21 protein-coding genes are annotated in these 19,050 nt (G+C 65.3%); 7 read left to right on the top strand and 14 right to left on the bottom strand.

The window, feature by feature from the left end; all coding sequences use genetic code 11:
- Nucleotides 1-88 precede the first annotated feature (88 nt).
- The 14 genes from HPY83_01820 to HPY83_01885 form a co-directional block, all read right to left on the bottom strand.
- Nucleotides 89-1,039: a MinD/ParA family protein gene (locus HPY83_01820; GenBank protein ID NPV06684.1), complete on the bottom strand. Its 951-nt coding sequence runs from the start codon at nucleotides 1,037-1,039 to the stop codon at nucleotides 89-91.
- A complete protein-coding gene (locus HPY83_01825; GenBank protein ID NPV06685.1) occupies nucleotides 1,036-2,178 on the bottom strand; it encodes a hypothetical protein in 1,143 nt (380 codons plus the stop codon). The genes HPY83_01820 and HPY83_01825 overlap by 4 nt, the downstream gene beginning before the upstream one ends.
- Entirely contained in the window at nucleotides 2,175-4,271 is a 2,097-nt protein-coding gene (gene flhA / locus HPY83_01830; protein ID NPV06686.1) for a flagellar biosynthesis protein FlhA, read from the bottom strand. The genes HPY83_01825 and flhA overlap by 4 nt, the downstream gene beginning before the upstream one ends.
- Entirely contained in the window at nucleotides 4,268-5,314 is a 1,047-nt protein-coding gene (gene flhB / locus HPY83_01835; GenBank protein NPV06687.1) for a flagellar biosynthesis protein FlhB, read from the bottom strand. Before flhB ends, flhA begins: the two co-directional genes overlap by 4 nt.
- A gap of 6 nt (nucleotides 5,315-5,320) precedes the next feature.
- Nucleotides 5,321-6,091 (bottom strand): flagellar biosynthetic protein FliR, encoded by a 771-nt coding sequence (locus HPY83_01840; GenBank protein ID NPV06688.1) that lies wholly within the window; start codon nucleotides 6,089-6,091, stop codon nucleotides 5,321-5,323.
- 119 nt (nucleotides 6,092-6,210) lie between these two features.
- Nucleotides 6,211-6,468: a flagellar biosynthesis protein FliQ gene (gene fliQ / locus HPY83_01845; protein NPV06689.1), complete on the bottom strand. Its 258-nt coding sequence runs from the start codon at nucleotides 6,466-6,468 to the stop codon at nucleotides 6,211-6,213.
- A gap of 22 nt (nucleotides 6,469-6,490) precedes the next feature.
- On the bottom strand, nucleotides 6,491-7,198 hold the full coding sequence (fliP, locus tag HPY83_01850) for a flagellar type III secretion system pore protein FliP (GenBank protein ID NPV06690.1): 708 nt from the start codon (nucleotides 7,196-7,198) through the stop codon (nucleotides 6,491-6,493).
- A 92-nt stretch (nucleotides 7,199-7,290) separates the two neighbouring features.
- A complete protein-coding gene (locus HPY83_01855) occupies nucleotides 7,291-7,677 on the bottom strand; it encodes a flagellar biosynthetic protein FliO (GenBank protein ID NPV06691.1) in 387 nt (128 codons plus the stop codon).
- Between the two features lie 235 nt (nucleotides 7,678-7,912).
- Entirely contained in the window at nucleotides 7,913-8,473 is a 561-nt protein-coding gene (gene fliN, locus HPY83_01860; protein NPV06692.1) for a flagellar motor switch protein FliN, read from the bottom strand.
- Nucleotides 8,464-9,465, bottom strand: coding sequence for a flagellar motor switch protein FliM (gene fliM, locus HPY83_01865; GenBank protein NPV06693.1), 1,002 nt, complete (start codon nucleotides 9,463-9,465; stop codon nucleotides 8,464-8,466). The genes fliN and fliM overlap by 10 nt, the downstream gene beginning before the upstream one ends.
- 35 nt (nucleotides 9,466-9,500) lie before the next feature.
- Nucleotides 9,501-10,082, bottom strand: a complete 582-nt coding sequence (locus tag HPY83_01870; GenBank protein ID NPV06694.1) for a hypothetical protein — start codon at nucleotides 10,080-10,082, stop codon at nucleotides 9,501-9,503.
- 28 nt (nucleotides 10,083-10,110) lie between these two features.
- A complete protein-coding gene (locus HPY83_01875) occupies nucleotides 10,111-10,881 on the bottom strand; it encodes an OmpA family protein (GenBank protein ID NPV06695.1) in 771 nt (256 codons plus the stop codon).
- Nucleotides 10,882-10,889: 8 nt separating this feature from the next.
- Nucleotides 10,890-11,708, bottom strand: a complete 819-nt coding sequence (locus tag HPY83_01880) for a flagellar motor protein (GenBank protein ID NPV06696.1) — start codon at nucleotides 11,706-11,708, stop codon at nucleotides 10,890-10,892.
- Nucleotides 11,709-11,712: 4 nt separating this feature from the next.
- The gene (locus HPY83_01885) at nucleotides 11,713-11,919 is read right to left on the bottom strand and encodes a flagellar FlbD family protein (GenBank protein NPV06697.1); all 207 of its coding nucleotides are present in this window, start codon (nucleotides 11,917-11,919) and stop codon (nucleotides 11,713-11,715) included.
- A gap of 218 nt (nucleotides 11,920-12,137) precedes the next feature.
- Between HPY83_01885 and HPY83_01890 the strand changes: the two genes are divergently transcribed.
- Genes HPY83_01890 through HPY83_01920 form a run of 7 tightly spaced genes read left to right on the top strand, consistent with a single transcriptional unit; the run spans nucleotide 12,138 to nucleotide 18,956 of the window.
- On the top strand, nucleotides 12,138-13,394 hold the full coding sequence (locus tag HPY83_01890; protein NPV06698.1) for a hypothetical protein: 1,257 nt from the start codon (nucleotides 12,138-12,140) through the stop codon (nucleotides 13,392-13,394).
- 19 nt (nucleotides 13,395-13,413) lie between these two features.
- Nucleotides 13,414-13,878, top strand: a complete 465-nt coding sequence (gene flgC / locus HPY83_01895) for a flagellar basal body rod protein FlgC (GenBank protein NPV06699.1) — start codon at nucleotides 13,414-13,416, stop codon at nucleotides 13,876-13,878.
- A gap of 26 nt (nucleotides 13,879-13,904) precedes the next feature.
- A complete protein-coding gene (fliE, locus tag HPY83_01900; GenBank protein ID NPV06700.1) occupies nucleotides 13,905-14,216 on the top strand; it encodes a flagellar hook-basal body complex protein FliE in 312 nt (103 codons plus the stop codon).
- A gap of 36 nt (nucleotides 14,217-14,252) precedes the next feature.
- Entirely contained in the window at nucleotides 14,253-15,893 is a 1,641-nt protein-coding gene (gene fliF / locus HPY83_01905) for a flagellar M-ring protein FliF (GenBank protein ID NPV06701.1), read from the top strand.
- Between the two features lie 19 nt (nucleotides 15,894-15,912).
- Complete coding sequence (gene fliG / locus HPY83_01910; protein ID NPV06702.1) at nucleotides 15,913-16,911, top strand: flagellar motor switch protein FliG; 999 nt, start codon at nucleotides 15,913-15,915, stop codon at nucleotides 16,909-16,911.
- Entirely contained in the window at nucleotides 16,895-17,656 is a 762-nt protein-coding gene (locus HPY83_01915) for a hypothetical protein (protein NPV06703.1), read from the top strand. The genes fliG and HPY83_01915 overlap by 17 nt, the downstream gene beginning before the upstream one ends.
- A complete protein-coding gene (locus HPY83_01920) occupies nucleotides 17,637-18,956 on the top strand; it encodes a FliI/YscN family ATPase (GenBank protein NPV06704.1) in 1,320 nt (439 codons plus the stop codon). Before HPY83_01915 ends, HPY83_01920 begins: the two co-directional genes overlap by 20 nt.
- The last annotated feature ends 94 nt before the right edge of the window (nucleotides 18,957-19,050 follow it).

Below are 19,050 nucleotides of genomic sequence, written 5' to 3' on the forward strand. Positions count from 1 at the left end.
GCGCTGCGAGGAAACCCCTTTGGGTAGGAGAGAGGCTGTCGGCGTTACAAGGAGGCGCGTGCGTGCCCGGTCCTGCCCCTAACCGGGCTCAGAGGTTAACTTCCTCCCGGCGCGCTCCCGTGCTCGCGGCTCCCGGTACAGCTCGGCTCCGGCGCCAGGGGCCGGTACCGGCAAACCAGGCCCGGAGCAGGGCGGCCACTCCCTCGCCCTGACTCGCCGGCTCCGGCTGCCCAGCCAGCTCTCCGGCCAGGGCCCGCACCGCCACAGAGAACGGGCTGCGCGGGAAGGCTGTCAGTGTCGGCGTCTGGGACCGCACGGACTCGGGCACTTGAGCGCAGTTCGGAAGGATGCCGCGCAGGGGAAGGGCCAGGTCCAGGAAGGCTCGGGCCACTCGCTGCAAACGACAGGCTGCCTCGCGACCGTCTAGTTCGTTGTTCGCTAGATTGACCACTAGTCCGAACCGATTGTCGCCCGGGCCGCGGTGCGCTACCTTCACTAGGGCATAGGCATCGGTCAGCGCCGTGGGCTCCGGGGTGGTGACCACCAGCACCTCGCCAGCATGGGCGAGCAGCCGCACCACGTCTCGACCCAGGCCTGCTGCCAGGTCCATGAGGACGAAGTCGTAAGATCGCTCCAGCTCGCCCAACTCCAGGAGGAGCTCCCGTCGGCCCGCCTCATCCAGGTGCAGAAGCTCGGCTAGCCCGCTACCTCCCGGGGCTAGGTGCAGCCCCGCTTCGGCCTCGATGAGCACCTCTGACAGGCGGCACCGCCCGACGACCACGTCGCGAAGAGTCCTTTCCGGCCGCAGGCCGAGCAACACATCCGCATTGGCCAGTCCCAGGTCCCCATCGAACAGGAGGACCCGGGTCCCCCGTCGGGCCAAGGCCAGCCCCAAGTTGACTGCTATACTTGTCTTGCCCACGCCACCCTTGCCGCTGGCAACGGCGAGGGCCCGCGTCTGCCGGCATGCCGGCGAAGCCGGTGGCCGCAGACCCACCAACCCGCTCGCCTGGCGGCTGTGCTCTCGCAGCCCGATCATGCTCTCAATCCCGAGTCGGCCCGAGCGAGATCGAGTAGCCCCCGACGCTCGAACCCCGAGACCGCCTGCTGCGGCACCGTCGGCCCCCGCAGCAGCAGCGATAGGAGACGATCTGCGGTAGCGGGCTCGATGTCCTCGGGCACGTTCTGGCCAACCGTTAGGTAGTGCACGGGCAGACTTAGCTCCACTGCGATGGATATGGCCGGACCGAATACCTCGGTCTCGTCCAACTTCGTCAGTATGAGCCCATCGCATGTCTCGGCCCGGAACGCCCGTGCGGCCCGCCGAAGGTCGCGAAGCTGGCTGCCAGCTTGGAGTAGAAGGAGGCGGCGGGCCTGGCGCAGAGCGCCTGTAAGAGCATCTACCTCAGCTATCCCCGTTCCGTCGGCAGGGCTGCGCCCCGGCATGTCCACCAGCACTGCGTCGCACCCCCGAAACCCCTCGACCGCCCGTCGGAGATCGTCCGCGTCGTAGGCCACGCGCAGGGGGACGCCAATTAGATCGGCGTAGATCTCGATCTGAGGGATGGCTGCCACTCGGAAGGTGTCGGCAGCGACGAGACCTACCCGGTAGCCCCGCCTGCCGACGAACTCCGCCGCTACCTTGGCCACGGTTGTCGTCTTCCCCACGCCAGTGGGACCTAGGAAGAAGAACACATCGGGCGAGTTCCCGCGCGGGGTCAGCTGGGCGAACCGAGGCAACCGCTCCCGTAACCTGGAAGCCACTGTGGCGCTACCTCTGGTGCTCGAGGACGCACTCAGCTCCTGGACCAGCTCCTCTGAGAGGTTCTGACCAATCAGCCTGGTGATCTCGGGGCTCGCCGTCGACTCACTCAGCACCGGGGAACGGGCCGCCAGGGCCTCTACAGACGAAGCGAGGCCGTCCAGCCTGGCCTCCAGTCGTTTCAGGCGCGAAGCCTGCTCCAAATCAGCGGCCGAGGGCAGGCGGATGGGTGGCCGAGGAGGCCGATCCTCCTCCACCGCGGCCAGCACCTCCAGCTGAGGACGGCGCCAGAAGCGCGACAGCCCCCTGGGGCAGACCTCCCGGCTATGCACGATCACCGCCTCCGGCCCGAGTTCCGCCCTCATCAGGTCCATCGCCTCTCGGATGTCCCTGCTCACGAACCGTTTCAGCTTCACCCGACGCCCTCCTCCAACCGGATGCGCACCACCGCCTCAGACTGCACCTCCACTTCCGGAGCGATCTCAGCGAAGGATATGACCGCTACCTCAGGGAGAGCGCGTTCCATCAGCCGCCGAAGCGGCGCCCGCACAGCCACTGAACAGAGCACTACCCCCCGCAGCCCGCGCTGAGCCATCAGCTCCACCTGCTGCCCGATGGACTCAATGAGAGCCTGCACCAGCGGCGGCTCCAGCACCAGGTTCCGGGCTCCACCGGCCGATTGCACCGACTGAGCCAGCCGTTCCTCCAGCTCGGGCGCCAGAGTCACGACGTGCACAGCGCCATCCTCGGATCGGTACAGGTTGCAGATCGTGCGCGCCTGACCTCGGCGCACGTGCTCTGTGATGAGGTCCAAGTCCTTCGTCTGCCTGGCCACATCCGCCAGTGTTTCTAGAATCCTCACCATGTTGCGGATGGGCACCTGCTCAGCCAGCAGCCTTCGGATCACCTCGTGCACCTCACCCAGGGATAGGCAGCCGGGTATAAGCTCCTCCACCACGGCGGCGTCTTGCTGCTTCGCTGTCTCCAAGAGCTCGTGGACATCCTGCCGGCTGATCAACTCCCCCGCGTGACGCTTCACGATCTCAGAGAAATGCGTGGTCAGCACGCTGGGAGCGTCCACCACGGTGTAGCCGGTCAGCTCGGCCCGCTCCCGTTGGCTCTCCTCTATCCAGAAGGCCGGAAGCCCGAAAGCTGGCTCAGTAGTGGGGATGCCTTCGATGGGCTCCGCCGCCTCGCCGATGGGCATGGCCAGGTAATGCTGCATCATCAGTTCTCCCCGGCCGACCGGCTCTCCATGGAGTCTGACTGCGTACTCGTTAGCGGACAGGCGCAGGTTGTCGCGGATGCGCACCTTGGGAAGGACAAAGCCCATCTCCTGGGCGACCTGTCGCCTCAGCGCCCCGATGCGTTCCAGGAGGTCGCCGCCTCGGCTGCCGTCGACCAGGCCGATCAGGCCGTATCCTAGCTCTAGCTCCAGACGGTCGTACTGAATCTGAGCCTCGGCGGCAAGACTGCCTGCCGGCGGCGCAGGTGAGGCTCCCTGCCTCGAGTCCTTGTCATCGTCCCGACCTCCGCCCTGCCGCAGGCCCAGGCCGGCTGCCGCAGCAACCCCGCCCATGACTAGGAACGGCGCCGTGGGCATGCCGGGTACCAGGCCCAGGGACAATAGGACCCCGGCTGAAATGAGGAGCGCTCTAGGGTGGCGCGCCACCTGAGCCGCGATATCCTGCCCCAGGTTCTCGTCCGAAGCCGCCCTAGTCACTATGATGCCAGCGGCAGTGCTAATGAGTAGGGCCGGTATCTGAGCCACAAGCCCATCGCCTACCGCCAGGAGCGTGAACCGCTGCAGCGACTCCATTAGCGACAACTGGAGCTGGAACATGCCGATGGCGAACCCGCCCAGGATATTCACCAACACGATGACGATGGAAGCGATGGCGTCGCCCTTGACGAACTTGGATGCCCCATCCATAGCTCCATAGAAGTCCGCCTCCTGCTCGATCTTGCGTCGGCGAGCCCGCGCCTCCTCCTCGGTCAGCATGCCGGCATTGAGGTCGGCGTCAATGCTCATCTGCTTCCCGGGCATTGCATCCAGGGTGAAGCGGGCCGCCACCTCGGCCACCCTTCCGGCACCGTTGGTAATGACGGCGAACTGGATGATCATCAGGATGATAAACACCACGATGCCCACGATGTAGTTGCCGCCCACTACGAAGCTGCCGAAAGCCTGGATGACGCTACCGGCATGTCCGTGCAACAAGATGAGTCGCGTGGCGGAGACGTTCAGCCCCAGCCGGTACAGCGTGAGCACCAGGAGCAGGGACGGGAACACGGAGAAGTCCAGCGCCTCCTGCAGATAGATGCTGACCAGCAGCACCATGATGGCGATGCCCAAGTTGGTGGCCAACAGAAAGTCGAGGAGCGCCGGGGGCAGGGGGACGATCATCATGGCAACCACGAAGATCACCGCCACTGCCAGGGCGATGTCGCTGTTGCGCAGGAGGCTCCTGGCCCCGCTGCCGTACTGACCGGCCTCTACCGCGCTCATCGTCTACCCCTCAAGCTATAGATGAACGCCAGCACCTCGGCCACCGCCTGGTAGAGCTCGGACGGCACCTCCATGCCCACCTCCACCATCCCGTAGAGGGCCTGCGCCAAGGGCCGCCGTTCCACCACGGGCACCCCGTGCCTGAGCGCCAGCTCCCGTATCCGCTCCGCAATGAGGCGCTGCCCCTTGGCCACCACCACCGGCGCCCCCATACGCTTCGGATCGTACTGCAGCGCTACCGCAAGGTGGGTGGGGTTGGTGATCACTACATCTGCTTTGGGCACCGACGCCATCATACGCTGCATGGCCACCCGACGCTGCTGCTGGCGGATGCGGGCGCGGATGAACGGGTTCTCGTACCGCTTCATCTCCTCGATGACTTCCTGCCGGGTCATGCGTAGCCGCTTCTCGTGCTGGCGTCGCTCGTAAACGTAATCGGCCAGCGCCAGCACGATCATCACCAGCCCCACCCGCACTCCCATGTCAACGGTGAGTTGCCACACCCAGGTCAGTGCCTGGTTCAGGTCCACCCGCGCCAGACCGACCAGGCCCGGCATATGGGAGCGCGTCATCGGGTAGCAGACCGCGCCAATGAGAGCGATCTTGGCTAGTTGCTTGGCCAGCTCCACCAGACTGCGCGACGAGAAGATTCGTCTCATCCCCGCCAGAGGGTTCAGGCGGGCCAGGTTCGGCCTCAGGCTATGCCCCGAGAGATACAGTCCAGTCTGGGCAACGCTCACCAGCACCCCGGAGAGCATTAGGACGCCCATCAGTGGCGCCAAGCTCAGGGCTATCGGTGCGCCCGCCGAGAGCAGCAAGGCCCGGAAGCCTTCCGGGCTCTCAAAGCCGGCGTGACCGCCCGACACCAGCTTCGCCGCCATCTCCGAGAGCTGGCCACAAGTGGCGGGGCCAACCGACCGAAGAATGGTGAAGGCCGCGGTCATGCCCACCGCGGAGCTCAATTCCTGGCTGCGGGCGATCTCGCCGCGCTCCCGCGCCTCCTGTCGCCGGCGCGGGGTCGGGGCCTCCGTCCTGTCTGCCATGTGAGCCTACAGCGCCTGCACCAGAAGCTCGATCTGGCGCGGGATCTGCCCCAGCAGTTCCCTCATGATGATCACCACGACCGGGACCGTCAGCAGCAGCACCCCCAGCCCGAGGCCGAGCTTCACCGGCAGCCCTACAAAGAAGACTTGAATCTGCGGCACCGCTCGGGCCAGAAGCGCCAGCATGACATCCAGCACCAGCGTGACCGCCACCACGGGCAAGGCGATGCGGACCCCCGCCACTACGGCCGAGCTCACCCCGGCAGCCAGGTGCGCCAGCGCCTGCCCGGACAAGCCCGGACTGGCGTCCAGCGGCAGGGCGTCGAACGTCTCTGCCAGCGCCATCAAGAGCAAGTGGTGGCCGTCTAGCCCTAGGAACAGCACCGAAGCCAGCAGGAAGTACAGCTGGTCCACGGCCGATCCGGGCATCGAAGTCAGTGGGTTCATCAGGTTGGCAGCCCGAAAGCCCACCTGCAGGTCAATGATGCTACCGGCGACCTGGCCTATGGCCGCGAACAGGTGGGCGGTGAAGCCTATCGCCGCTCCCACGACCGACTCGCGCAGCACGGCAGCGGCGAGGGGCAGGACCGGCAGCGGCTCGCTCAGAGCTACCCACCCGCCGGACCAGAGGGCCAGGCTGGTGAAGAAGGCCAGGCCGACCTTGAACCTGGCCGGTACCGTCCTCACTGAAAAGGCTGGCGTCAACAGGAATGCGGCCAGAAGGCGGCAGAACACCAGGGCCAGAGACTGCGTCGTCGCCATGACATCGGCCGACATCTTCGGTCAGACCGCCAGAGGCCCAGTGGCACGCTGGGCCGGGCTAAGGTGCACCGGCGGTACTGATGGGTCGGCAGGTCTGTCGTGAGGGGAGCAGAGACTGCCCATGGGCCACCCAGTCAGCGCGCCATCTGCGGGAGCAGGTCGAACAGCCATCGGGTGAAGGCCAGCAGGCGGTGCATCATCCAGGGACCCGCCAACACCAGCACTGCCGCTATGCCCAGCAGTTTGGGCACAAAGGTCAGGGTCATCTCGTGGATCTGGGTGACTGCCTGGAATAGACTCACCGCCAGGCCGACCACCAGCCCCACTGCCAGCAAGGGCAGAGCCAGCAACAACGTGGTGACGACGGCCTCCCGCAACACCCCCATGGCCATGGTCTCGGTCAAGGTTTGCCTCTCAGCCGAAGCTGGCCAGCAGGGAGCTGACGGTGAGGTGCCATCCGTCCACCATTACGAACAAGAGCAGCTTGAACGGGAGGGCCACGATGGAGGGAGGCATCATCATCATGCCCATGGACATCAGCGTGCTCGAGACCACCATGTCTATCACCAGAAAGGGCATGAAGATGAGAATACCCATCTGGAACGCCGTCTTCAGCTCACTCAAGGCGAAGGCAGGCACCAGCACTGTCAGGGATAGGTCGTCCGGGGTCCGAGGGCGCTCCGCTTGGGCAAGGTTGACGAAGAGAGCGATGTCTTTCTCCCGAGTCTGCCTAAGCATGAAGCGACGCAGGTGGGCTTCCGCTTCTCTCAGTGCCACTTGCTGGCTCTTTTCTCCTCGCACGAAGGGCTCAAAGGCATCCCGGTTCAGCGCCTCCAGGGTGGGAGACATGGTGAAGAGCGTGAGGAAGAGCGCCAGGCCGATCAACACTTGATTGGGCGGTACCTGCTGGGTGCCGATGGCGCTCCTCACGAAGGAAAGCACAATCACAATCCGGGTGAAGCTGGTCATCAGCACCAGCAGCGCTGGCGCCAGGCTCAGCACAGTGAGCAGGAGCAGAATCTGCACCCCGATCGCCACTTCCTGGGGGTCGCCGGTAGCTGTGAGCCCCGGTATCTGGGCGGGGTCCGGCACCACCACTGCATTGGTGCCGCAGGCGGTCATCAACAGGCCCAACCCCAGAGCGCCCGCCAGCGCCGTCCCTCGCCCGAACCAGCAACCTCGGTCCCTCTCGCGCACGTCCATGCGGCAGCCCCTCACTCGCCGACCGGAGACGCCGCCTGAGAACCAGACAGGTTCCGAACCGCCCGCCGACCCGCGACCCAGAGAGACGCGATGCCTGGCGTTGACTGCAGAGCCTGGAGTTGATCTAGCCGATTCTCTGCCTCCCCAATGGGCGCCAGCTCACTTGGCTCGATCTGCGCCAGGGTGCTCAGTTGCTGTGCCGTTGCCCCTATCAGTAGCACGCGCCGACCTACTCGCACCAGGTGCAGACGGTGCTGCCCGCCTAGGGACAACGTCTCTATCACCTGCAAGCCTCGCCAGGCTGGCCCTCGCCTGACGCTCAACCCGTGGCGAGTCAGCCACAGGGCCCCGTACGCCAGGATCAGCACCAGGCCCAGCTTCCACGACAGGTCCAGCAACAACGCTCCCGCCGGCAGGTCCAGTCCTGGCGCATCCCCCTCCATCAGACTCGTGTGATCCGTAAGGGACGGCGCGGCAGGCTCGGCCTCCCTGGCCCATCCTTGGGCTGCTGCACCGGGACTTCCCGACGCCACAGCCAGAAGGGTGGCCACCGCCAAGGCGCAGACAAGTTGCCGCCCACTCGCCCCCCCGGGGGGCCTAAGGTGTATTGGGCCCACGCCGCGGCTGGTCATCTTAGCGCATCGCCTCCATTCGCTGCCGCGCCGACGCGATGTCGGTAATGCGGACCCCGAACTGATCGTCTACCACTACCACCTCACCTCTGGCGATGAGGCGCCCATTCACCAGAATGTCCACCGGGTCTCCGGCCAGCTTGTCCAGCTCCACCACGTTTCCGGGCGCCAGGTTCAGGGTCTCACGTACGGTAAGAGTCGCTCGCCCCAGCTCCACCGAGATGCGAAGGTTCACATCGAGAAGCAGGTCTATGTTCGATGGGCCTGCCGACTCCTCGGGCTCCTCCGCCAGGGGCACGAACCGGGCTCGCTGCACCAGCGTACGGGCGTCGGCCGAAGGCAGGGTCCCTGCCGGTCGCTGCCGCCGCGTTCCTGTCAGTTCCCTAGCAGCGTAGCCGGCATCCGGCTCGCCCTGGGAGCTCGACTCCCCTGCGGCGGCGGACCGGCCGGGTGGGCGATCGGAGGCTCCTTTGGCGGGGCTCCAGTCGACTTCCTCGCCGACCGCCTCCGGCGATCCTAGGTCCAACTCGTGCCCATGGATGCCCTCGTCGTCTACAACCATCCGTCCTCCTCCAGCAGCCGCGCGATCTTCACCGCTCGCTTGTTGGCGACGAGGCCCGGCCAAGCTCGGAACTTGGGCTCTCCTTCCACCAACACCGACACCTCGTCACTGACCACAGAATCCAATATCACGATGTCGCCGACCTCGAGCTGCGCCAGGTCACGCAGCGGCAGGTCGGCGAACCCCAGTAGCGCACTCAGCTCCACCGGCACCCGCTCGAGCTGGTACTCCAGCAACTCGCGCACCTGCCCATCGCCGTTGCGGTTCCCGGCCGTGATCCACGCCTGAGGGGTCAGCTTCGGCGCCACTGGCTTGAGCATCTCGTAGGGCAGGCATAGGCTCATGGTACCGGAGAGGTCGTTGATGCGGACCTCGAACATCACCATCACTGCCGCCTCGGTGGGTAGGGCGATCTGAAGCAGCTGCTTGCGCGCCGATACATCGGCAATGGCCGGCATCAGGTCAACCACTGTGCTCCAAGCCTCGCGCGCCGCGCTGACGAAATGCTCCAGGAGGCTATGAGTGAGCTTGACCTCGATGTCAGTCAGTTCGCGGTCGTCCGCCACCTTGGCCGGCCGACCTTTGCCACCCAGAAGCCGATCCACGGCTGCGAGCAGCACCCGCAGGTCCAACTGAAGCAGGCAGCGGCCGGGCAGGGGCTCCATGGTCAGCACCGCCGTGACCATCATCTCGGGCACGGTGTCGGCGAAGTCGCCGAAAGTGCTTTGCTCGATGCGGAGGAACGCCACGTGGACCGACGAGCGCAGCGCCGCTGAGAGAGAGCCGCCTAGGTGCCGCCCCAAGGCAGTGTGGATCATCTGCAGTGTGCGGATGTGTTCCTTGGAGAACCGATCAGGAGCCCGAAAGTCGTACGGGCTGGTACGCCTGCCTGCCTCGGACGGCTCGAAGTGCTGCCTCCCCTGGCCTTTCTGAGGAATGGCCGAAAGCAGAGCGTCAATCTCCGCCTGACTGAGGCTGCGATCGGTGTCCATTCGCCTCCTACCGTCGTACCCTCTGTCGCGCCGAGTCACTGCACCAGGAACTCGGTGAAGTAGATCCCTGCCACCTGGTCGTGGCTCAACAGCCCGTTCACCTGCGCCATCATCTCTTCCTTGAGCCGGTTCTTCCCCTCCACGGTGAAGATCTCGGCGTAGGTGCGGCTGGTGAGCAGTCCGATGATCACGTCCTCAAGCACCGGCTTCAGGGCGTCCAGTTCCTTGACCGCCTCCGCCTCCGCCCGAGACCGTGCCTCGCCAGTTAGCTGGTAGAAGGTGGCATCGTGCGGCAGACACTCCAGCACTACCCCGATCTGCAGGTACCGGCGTCCTCCCGGCTCCGCCAGGTTCACGATCTTCGTGCCCAGGTCGTACATGATGCCGGACCCTGGCCGATAGGGTATGACGATGCCCGCTGCTGCCTTCGTCGCTGACGCCTCGGACGATGCGGGCGATGCCTGTGCAGCCGAAGCGTCGGGCGAGGTATCCTCGAACCGGATGTACACCGGCTTCCACATGGTTGGCGGCGCGAAGAGTATGTAGGCCACCATCCCCGCAGCAGCCAGTACCGCCAGCAGGGGGATCAACACCTTGGCCGAGAAGAGCTTAGGCATGCTTGGGTGTCCTCCGGGAGTCGGGTCCTCAGTTGGGTACTGGCGTGGCCACGCTCAGCAGCGGACCCAGAGTGAAAGCTTCCTGCTCGGTGGGATACAGGATCACGATCTCCGCCCGGCGGTTGATGGCCCGATGTTCCCGGCTGTCGTTGGGAACCAGGGGCTTGTATTCCCCATGCCCTGCCGCGCATAGCCGCTCCGGGGCAATTCCGCACTCGTCAATGAGAAACCGTACGATGGCCACCGCGCGCGCTACGGACAGCTCCCAGTTAGTGGGGTACAGAGGATGGTTGGTGGGCACGTTGTCGGTGTGGGCCTCCACCCGGATAGGATTGTCCAATCTGGCCAACTGCTGGCCGACGGCCAGCAGGGCTGCCCGAGAGCGCGGGTTCAGCACCGCTCCCCCGGGCTCGAACACGATCGCCTCAGAGAGGCTGATAATCACCCCTTCGTAGGTCATGTTGACTGCGAGGTCGCCGGCCAGGCCGGCGCTATCGGCAAAATCAGCTAGCGCCGCCCCGACACTGAGAAAGTCCTGTTGCTCCTGGGGGAGGGTATCGAACCGGATCGGGGCCGGCCTCCCCACTCCCCCCTGGCCGAGCCCGACGATGACACCGCCGCCTCCTCGGCCGAAGGCGCGCCGCATGGACTCGGCCACCGCGGCGAACTTCCTGAGGTCAGTGTTGGCCATGGAGTAGAGCACGATGAAGAACACCAACAGAAGCGTGATCATGTCTGCGTAGGTCAGCAGCCAGCGTTCGTGATTGGCCTTGCCTTCCTCGTGTTGCTTGCGCGCCATGGCTCGCCCTAGGCTTGAGCTCTGGCGGATGCTCCAGCGACAGCGGTACCTCTCGCCTGAGGAGCCGCCTCGGAACCGCGCTCGGAGGGAGCGAGGAAGGTCTCTAGCTTCTCCCGCACTACCCGCGGGTTTTCACCCGCTTGAACCGCCAGGATGCCCTCTATCATCATCTCCCGCGATTGTATTTCGAGGGCCGTCTGAGCCTTCAGCTTGTTGGCCAGGGGCAGGTACACCAGGTTGGCGAAGGCGACGCCATACAGCGTGGCTATGAAGGCCACAGCGATCTTGTGTCCCAGGCCGTCCGGGTCGTCCAGGTGCCCGAGCACGCTCACCAGGCCCATGACGGTGCCGATGATGCCCATGGTCGGAGAGAAGCCGCCCATAGCCTCCAGAAGGCCATGCCCCATCTTGTGGCGCGCCTCCATGCTGGCTAGGTCCGCCTCCAGGATGTCCCGCACGACCTCTGGGTCCACGCCATCTACTACCAGCATGACCCCACGCTGCAGGAAGCGGTCTTCGATCCTTCTGGCCTCTTCCTCCAGCGAGAGAAGACCTTCTCGGCGCGCCTTGTCCGCCAACTGCACCAGCAGCGCGATAGTCGCCTGGAGGTCCAGGGCCTGGGGCCTGGCGGCAGCTAGGACCAGCCTGGGTAGCCGCATGAACACCGGCAGAGGGGTACTGACCAGAGTGGCAGCGAAGGTGCCGCCGAGCACGATCATGCCCGCGGTGACCTGCACCAGGCCGGAGGGGCTTCCACCCTCCATGACGAAGGCCACTATCATGGCCGCAAAGCCCAGGATCAGGCCGCCTATGGTGCCGATGTCCATCTGCTCAAGCCTTCTCCACGCACTCGCTCAACCGGCTCACCTGCCACCGGTACCGGATGACCTTGGCCGCGACTTCGGCCGGGCTCTCCAGCACGACCAGCCGCTTTCCATCCGTGAAGGTAATCACCGTGTCGGGATTGGCCTCCGCCGCTCGGATGTGGTCGGCATTGACATACAGCACCGAGCCATCTAGCCGCGTGACCTCGATCACCGATTCCCTCCTCATCGTCGCGATCGGCTCACTATAGGGTCCGCTTCGCGACAGCATCAGTAAACAGCTCGTGATTCTTTCGTAAACGCTCCGTGAATAGGCACCTGCAGCGTTCAATTTACGCGTGGCTTACGTACGATTCACGGAACGTTTACTGTTGGCATGCCCGGGCGATGGTATCACTGGCGCGTGCGTAAGTGGTGATGCCAGGAGGACTGGTGGCAGATCGGCCAGCAGCCGTAGCGCCGGTTGCCAATCGTCAGCAGCCAGATCTACCTGCGCCGGGGCCCACCCGGCCCGGGCGCGATCACGCCTTCGGAGCTGAGCTCAGGCAAGCCACCAGCGCCTACCGCCGCAAGGTCGATCAGACGAGCTTCCTGAGGAGCCTGCAGCCGCTGGCCACTCCACTCTCACTCAGATGGGCAGTGGAGGAGCAGCTGCAGCGCATCATCTGCGCCAACGCCGCAGCGGGCTACACGCCACCCGTCGCCGAAAGCGATCTACCGCCCCTCGTTCCCCTCTCAGCCGCAGGCGGGGCAGCATCGCGAACGTCGGGTCCTGAGGCGAAGGGGATAGCCGGCCCCCTCAGCCTGGACCGCTTTCCTCGTCCCGTGGGCGACAACGGCCGCGGCGTGCACTGGATCCCCACGCTCCGCACTGATCCCGAAGTGGTGGACCAGTTCGTGGCCGAGGCGGTCAAGATGGGGATGAAGTGGGTGGTGTTCTTGAATGACGGCACCAACATAGGAGATAACGACTACCTAGTGCGCCAGCTGACCCGAAACGGGATCATGCCCGTCATGCGCGTCTACACCGATGGGCTCAAGCCTATCGAGGGTGACCTGGAGGCGCTGGTCAGGCACTATCGCGCCCTGGGGGTGACCTACTACCAGCTATACAACGAGCCCAACCTCATGGTGGAGACGCACGGCCAGCCCCCCGACGTGGCTCGGTACCTTGACCTCTGGGTGCCCGCAGCGCGCCGGGTCATCGCTGCCGGGGGTCTGCCCGGCATCGGGGCCCTCAGCCCTCAGGGCGAGATGGACGATCGCCAGTTCCTGCGAGAGATGCTGGACGAAATGGACCGGCGCGGGGAGCTGCAGCTTCTCGACCGTACATGGCTAGCTGTGCACAACTACACCGGCCCCCGCCCTCTATCCGACCCGGACGGATTCCTTCGCTTCCGCCAGTACGACGAGATCATCCGCGCGAAACTGGGCCGGTCGCTGCCCATGGTCGGCACCGAGGGCGGGACTCACGTGAGCACACATGTGGATGAGGCAGCTCAAGTACAGATGGTTCTCGGAGCCTACGAGTACATGGCTAGGGAAAGAGAACCGTACAACTTTGCCTACACTTACTGGATCATCGCCAACGAGGTCGGCGGGGGCAGAGATCCAGAGTTCTCCGGGCATGCCCTCTTCACCGCCCAGGGGCCCAGCCGACTGGCCCGCGCTCTAGCCGCTAGCGCCTGACGTGTAGGAGAAGGTGACCATGAGCGTCGCCAGGACCATGCGCATCAGTGCTTCCGCCCTGACCGCTGAACGGCTGCGGATGGATGTGATCGCCAACAACATCGCTAACGCCCAGACCACTGGACCTGACGGACCTTACCGGAGGCAACGCGTGGTGGTGCAGGCACTGGGACCGGAAGCATCGCCAGCGGCGTTCGGTAACGTCCTCCGAAGCCATATGGTGGCCGACGGCGGCACGCCCCACGTCGTCGGCTCGGGAGTGAGGGTGGTGCGCGTGGAGGAGGACCAGTCTCCCGGTCCAGCCGTATACGAGCCCCGCCATCCCGATGCCGATGAGAACGGATACGTGACCTATCCCAACGTCAACGTAGCCGCCGAAATGGTGGACTTGCTCTCAGCCACCCGAGCCTACGAGGCCAACGTAACCGTGGTGAACGCACTGAAGAGCATGGCCCTCAAGGCTCTGTCCATCGGCAGTCGCTGATCGCTGTCTCTCGGGAGATGAGCCCCATGATCCATAGCATACAACCTGTCGAAGGCCCGGAGCGGGCGCCCTCCGCGGGGGGTGCTGGCTCCAAGGTCGCCGCGAGCTCGCCCTCGGGCCCGTCCTTTGGCGCAGTCCTGGAACGAGCCCTCGACAGCCTCGACGCCCTCGCTCAAGAAAGCGACCGCTTGGCCGAGGCCTTCGCGGCCGGTGAGGACGTGGAGGTACACCAGGTCATGCTGGCCATGCAGGAGACCCAGATAGCTTTCGAGCTCGCCGTCCAGGTGCGCAACCGCATCGTGGACGCCTACCAAGAGATCATGCGGATGCAGGTCTGACCCTCGACGGTCCCACCACGTACCCCGAGGTAGCAGATGTCCTTGGCGACGCTTCAGCAGCGTGTGGCCGGTATCCATTCTAGCCTGGATCCTCGCCAGAGGTTGATCGCGTTGATGGGTGCAGGCGCGGCCGTGCTTGCTCTGGCGGTCCTGGCCCTGTCGGCGGGGCAGGAGCCCGAATTCGCCGTGGCGTTCAGTGGACTGCACCGGGAGGATGCGTCTGCCATAGTAGCCCGCCTCCGAGAGCAAGGAGTCCCCTATCGCATCTCCAGTGACGAGGCCACCGTCCGCGTGCCAGCAGCACAGGTGCACGACGTTCGCCTGGACATGGCCAGCGTTGGTCTGCCCTCGGGCGGCACCGTGGGTTTCGAGATCTTCGACACCACCAACCTTGGGATGACCGATTTCACCCAGCAAGTGAACTACCGGCGGGCTCTGGAGGGGGAGCTGGCACGCACCGTGTCCAGCCTCGAGGCTGTGCACGAGGCACGAGTCCACATCGTCATGCCCCAGCCCAGCATCTACACCAGCCTGGAGCGCAAGCCCAGTGCTTCCGTGCTTCTGCGACTCCATCCGGCCAAGAGCCTCACGCAGGAACAGGTACGGGGCATCGCTCACCTGGTATCCAGCAGTGTTGAGGGCCTTACGCCCGACAACATCACCATCGTTGATACTAGCGGCACAGTGCTCAGCGACATGCTGGCCGAGGGCCAGCAACGAGTTACAGATCAGCAGTTCCAGGCGCAGCGCGACTTTGAGCGCTCGCTCGAGGCTAAGCTCCGCTCCATGCTCGAGACCACCCTCGGCCCCGGCCGGGCGGCGGTTAGCGTGAGCGCCCAGTTTGATTGGTCTGAGGTGCAGACGAGCCGGGAGTCTTACGAGACACCGGTAACAGGCACGCCCGTTGTCCGTAGCGCCCGCGAAGTCCGCGAGGTGCAGGGCGATGGTGGTCCCGCCACCGGGGGAGTGCCCGGCGTGGATGCCAATGTACCCTCCGTGCCGTCCTACACCGGGGTTCTAGCCTCGGCACAGGCTGGCACCCAGGCTAGCAGCCAGGGCTACGAGCGCTCCGACGTCACCTACAACTACGAGGTCTCCAAAGTGGTCTCCCACTCGGTCACCCGGCCGGGTCGGCTGGAGCGCCTCAGCGTGTCGGTGCTGTTGGACAATGTCTCTGACGAAGCTCTCCTCGAAAGCGTGCGTCAGGCGGTGGAAGCAGCGGCAGGCGTGGACATGGCCCGCGGCGACCGCCTGACGGTGGAGACGCTGGCCTTCGATCGGTCGCACATAGAACAGGCGGAAGCTGCGCTCGCCAGAACCGAGAGGGAGTTGCTCTACCTCTCTGCCGCGCGCTGGGGTGCTCTGGCGCTAGGAGGGGTGATCGCTCTGCTCCTAGTGCGAAGCCTGGTCCTTCGCGCCTTCGCTGCCCCTCCTCGCAAGGGAGCCCGTCCCAAGACCATTACGACACCGCAAGAGGCGCTGCAGGCTGGCACCCGGCAGCTCCTCTCTCAGGGCGAAGCCGGAGCAGCTCTCGGGCCCGGAGAGGATGAACCGTCGGTGGCCGACCTCGCCAGCACGCAGCATCAGCTGATCACGCTTGCGCAGCGGCAGCCGGAGGTGCTCGCCCAGGTCATCCAGTTCTGGCTGAGCGAATCCGACCCGCGCAGGAGGCGGTGATCCGGTGGCGGCAAGCGACATTGACCTGCGTGGCACCGACAAGGCAGCCGTGCTGCTGATCGCTTTGGGCTCACAGCTGGCCTCGGCTGTGTTGAAGCACTGCAGCGAGGCCGAAGTGGAGCGGCTAACCCTCGCCATCTTCAACACCCAGTCGGTGCCCTCCGGCGTCCGCGACGCTGTGCTAGAGGAGTGCCTGCAGTTGAGCCGGGGGTCCATGGCCCTCAAGGAGGGCGGGGAGGAGTACGCCCGAGAGCTGCTCACGCGTACCTACGGCGGGCAGCAGGCCCTCGAGTTCCTGGAGCGGATAGCCGGCAAGTCCCTGGAGCGCCCCTTCGAGTTCCTGGACTCGGTGGATCCGGCCCAGCTGGCCACCTCGCTCACCAACGAACACCCTCAGACAGTGGCCCTGATCCTGTGCTACCTGCCCGCCAAGAAGGTGGCAGCCGTCATGGCCAACCTGGACGAGGAGCTCCAGGCCGAGGTGGCCACCCGCATCGCCATGATGGATCGCATCTCGCCCGACATCGTCTCCGAGGTTCAGACCGGCCTCAGGCGCAAGATGGCATCCTTCCTGGCGCGCGAGTATTCCACCATTGGCGGGGTCAACTTCCTGGTACGCGTCCTCAACCAGTCCGATCGCGCTACCGAGCGCGCCATCCTAGAGAACCTCGAGGAGTGCGACGCTTCGCTGGCCGAGTCGGTTCGGCGGAACATGTTCGTCTTCGAGGACATCGTCCAGCTCGACGATCGGTCCATCCAGCGCGTCCTCAAGGAGGTGGAATCGCGCGATCTCGTACTGGCCCTGAAAGGTTCCAACGAGGAGGTACGAGGGGCCATCTTCCGCAACCTGTCCTCCCGCGCCGCCGAGACTCTGCGCGAAGACTTGGAGGCCCTCGGCCCGGTGCGCCTGCGAAACGTGGAGGAGGCACAGCAGCGCATAGTGAATGTGATCCGCAGGCTGGAAGAGGCGGAGGAGATCGTAGTGTCACGCGGGAGCCAGGATGAGCTCATCGTCTAGGGTACTCAAGCAAGTGCTCCCGGCTCAGCCAGACTGGCGGATCATCCGGCACGGTGGCGGCGACGACCCGGATGACGGCGGCACCACCGGCGACGTGATGGCTCTGGACTGCCTGCGGGAGGAGGCCAGACGCCAGGCTGAGGCGCTCGTGGCACAGGCTCGGTCCGAGGCCGCCCACATACTGACTCAGGCCCAGGAGGAGGCTGCGCGGATCATGGAGAAGGCCGCGCAGGAAGGACGCAGGGAGGGCCTAGTCGCCGGTCTAGACGAAGGGCGCCGTCAGGGCGAGGACCAAGCACTCGAGGCCAACCGCGCCCGCGCCGAACGCCTCGCGGAGCTGGCGAAGGCGGTGCAGGAGGAGCAGCTCCGCATCGTGGCTGAGCTGGAGCCGCAATTGGTGGAACTGGCCCTGGGCATTGCCCGCAAGGTGATCGGTGCCGAGCTCGCCACCCGACCCGAACTCCTGCTGGAGATCCTGGCCCGGGCCATCGAGCAGGCGAGGGGCGGTGGGCGCTGTCACATCCGTCTGCATCCAGACGATGTCGACCTGGTAGAGCCCCACCTACCTCAGTCAGCTCTGGAGGCGGGTGGCAGTCAGTGGCGCCTGGTGGCCGATCCGTCGCTGTCGCCCGGAGACTGCCTGATCGAGACCGATTTCGGAGTAGTGGACGCGCGAATCTCCACCCAGCTGGATGAGCTCCGGCGCCTAATGCTCGGGAGCAGTGATGGCGGACACGCGCATTGACCTGACTCGTTACCTGGACCTGATCGAGAGCGCTCAGCCCATCAAGCGTCAGGGGAGCGTGTGCAAGGTGGTGGGCCTGACGATCGAGGCTCAGGGCGTCAACGGGTTGCTGGGAGAACTCTGCTACCTGTGCCTCCGCAGCGATGGCCTTCTCCCGGCAGAGATCGTGGGCTTTCGCGATGGACGTACGCTCCTCATGCCCCTCGGTGACACCCACGGCATACAACCAGGTAGCACCGTCATTGCCAGCGGCAGCCTCCTCACCGTCCCCGCTGGGCCTCGGCTGCTGGGCCGCGTCCTGGATGGTCTGGGCCGACCACTCGACGGCAAGGGACCGGTGCAGGCCTCCGAGCGCTACCCAATCACTAACGAAGCTCCCCATCCGCTGCGCCGGACCCCGATCACGCAGATCATGCCCACCGGCGTGCGAGCCATAGATGGGCTGCTCACTTGTGGAGCCGGCCAGCGCATTGGCATCTTCGCCGGCTCCGGTGTGGGCAAGAGCACTCTGCTGGGGATGATCGCTCGAAACAGCCGCTCCGACATCAGCGTTATCGGGCTGATCGGTGAACGCGGGCGCGAGGTGCAGGAGTTCATCGACCGCGACTTGGGTCCCGAAGGAATGAGGCGTTCGGTGGTGGTGGTGTCTACCTCCGACGAACCGCCCCTGGTCCGGATGAAGGGCGCCCTGGTAGCGACAGCGGTGGCCGAGTACTTCCGAGACCAGGGACTGCACGTCACCTTCCTCATGGACTCGGTCACTCGCTTCGCCATGGCTCAAAGGGAGGTGGGACTGGCCATCGGGGAACCGCCCGCCACCCGCGGCTACACTCCTTCGGTCTTCGCTGCCCTCCCCAAGTTGATGGAACGCGCTGGTACATCCGATCGGGGCACCATCACCGGATTCTACACAGTCCTGGTTGAGGGCGATGACTTCACCGAGCCCGTCACCGACACAGCCCGCTCCGTCCTGGATGGCCACATCGTCCTCTCCCGAGATCTGGCGGCCGAGGATCACTACCCACCCATTGACATCTCTAGCAGCGTCAGCCGACTCATGAACAGCATCGTCTCCGATGAGCACAGACGGGCCGCCGCCCAGGTCCGCGAGTGCATCGCTGTGTACAGCCGCGCTCGAGACTTGGTAGACATCGGGGCCTATCAGCCCGGTAGCAACGCCGACATAGACCGGGCCCTGACGCTCATGCCCCGCATCACTGCGTTCCTGAGGCAGCAGCCGGAGGAAGCCACTCCTTACGACGAGACGCTGTCCCGCCTCCGCTCCATCTTCGAGGACTGAGATGCCACCCTTTCGCTTCCGCCTGCAGCGGGCATTGGACTATAGGAGCAGACTGGTCGAGGCTCAAAGGATAGAGGTTTCGCGATGCGCTGCC

Source organism: Anaerolineae bacterium, assembly GCA_013178015.1.
In the GTDB taxonomy this organism is placed as follows: domain Bacteria; phylum Chloroflexota; class Anaerolineae; order DRVO01; family DRVO01; genus Ch71.

Excerpts from the sequence above, each read along its gene's own strand:
- HPY83_01915 (NPV06703.1), top strand. The coding sequence starts at position 16,895 with ATGAGCTCATCGTCTAGGGTACTCAAGCAAGTGCTCCCGGCTCAGCCA.
- fliE (NPV06700.1), top strand. The coding sequence starts at position 13,905 with ATGATCCATAGCATACAACCTGTCGAAGGCCCGGAGCGGGCGCCCTCC.
- flhA (NPV06686.1), bottom strand. The coding sequence starts at position 4,271 with ATGAGCGCGGTAGAGGCCGGTCAGTACGGCAGCGGGGCCAGGAGCCTC.
- HPY83_01840 (NPV06688.1), bottom strand. The coding sequence starts at position 6,091 with ATGTCGGCCGATGTCATGGCGACGACGCAGTCTCTGGCCCTGGTGTTC.
- HPY83_01820 (NPV06684.1), bottom strand. The coding sequence starts at position 1,039 with ATGATCGGGCTGCGAGAGCACAGCCGCCAGGCGAGCGGGTTGGTGGGT.
- flhB (NPV06687.1), bottom strand. The coding sequence starts at position 5,314 with ATGGCAGACAGGACGGAGGCCCCGACCCCGCGCCGGCGACAGGAGGCG.
- flgC (NPV06699.1), top strand. The coding sequence starts at position 13,414 with ATGAGCGTCGCCAGGACCATGCGCATCAGTGCTTCCGCCCTGACCGCT.
- HPY83_01870 (NPV06694.1), bottom strand. The coding sequence starts at position 10,082 with ATGCCTAAGCTCTTCTCGGCCAAGGTGTTGATCCCCCTGCTGGCGGTA.
- HPY83_01875 (NPV06695.1), bottom strand. The coding sequence starts at position 10,881 with ATGGCGCGCAAGCAACACGAGGAAGGCAAGGCCAATCACGAACGCTGG.
- fliM (NPV06693.1), bottom strand. The coding sequence starts at position 9,465 with ATGGACACCGATCGCAGCCTCAGTCAGGCGGAGATTGACGCTCTGCTT.
- fliN (NPV06692.1), bottom strand. The coding sequence starts at position 8,473 with ATGGTTGTAGACGACGAGGGCATCCATGGGCACGAGTTGGACCTAGGA.
- HPY83_01880 (NPV06696.1), bottom strand. The coding sequence starts at position 11,708 with ATGGACATCGGCACCATAGGCGGCCTGATCCTGGGCTTTGCGGCCATG.
- fliP (NPV06690.1), bottom strand. The coding sequence starts at position 7,198 with ATGACCGCCTGCGGCACCAATGCAGTGGTGGTGCCGGACCCCGCCCAG.
- fliF (NPV06701.1), top strand. The coding sequence starts at position 14,253 with ATGTCCTTGGCGACGCTTCAGCAGCGTGTGGCCGGTATCCATTCTAGC.
- HPY83_01920 (NPV06704.1), top strand. The coding sequence starts at position 17,637 with ATGGCGGACACGCGCATTGACCTGACTCGTTACCTGGACCTGATCGAG.
- fliQ (NPV06689.1), bottom strand. The coding sequence starts at position 6,468 with ATGGCCATGGGGGTGTTGCGGGAGGCCGTCGTCACCACGTTGTTGCTG.